Annotated in this window: 1 protein-coding gene; it reads right to left on the bottom strand. The window is 58.9% G+C overall.

All coding sequences use genetic code 11. The annotated features are described in order from the left end of the window. A partial coding sequence (locus B0W55_RS29515; RefSeq protein ID WP_175645594.1) for a 2-hydroxycarboxylate transporter family protein occupies positions 1-214 on the bottom strand: 214 nt, incomplete at both ends.

Genomic DNA, 214 nt, shown 5'->3' with positions numbered 1-214 from the left:
ATGCGCGTCGATATCTGCGCGAACGGCATCAGCGACATCCGGTTCGATGCCGACAGAATCGCCACCTCCCCAGTCCCGCCCAGCCCGCTATGGCAGCAGGTCACGATGGCCGATTCGATCGGGTACATCTTCATGAGGTTGCCGATGAAAAAACCGGCGACTGTCATCGACACCGCCACCGACACGCAGACCAGCACGTAACTACACAAGTATC

This window comes from Pseudomonas sp. KK4 (assembly GCF_001984065.1).
Lineage (GTDB): Bacteria > Pseudomonadota > Gammaproteobacteria > Pseudomonadales > Pseudomonadaceae > Aquipseudomonas.
Note: the sequence above shows the minus strand (reverse complement) of the source record. Positions and strands in the feature narration are given on the sequence as shown.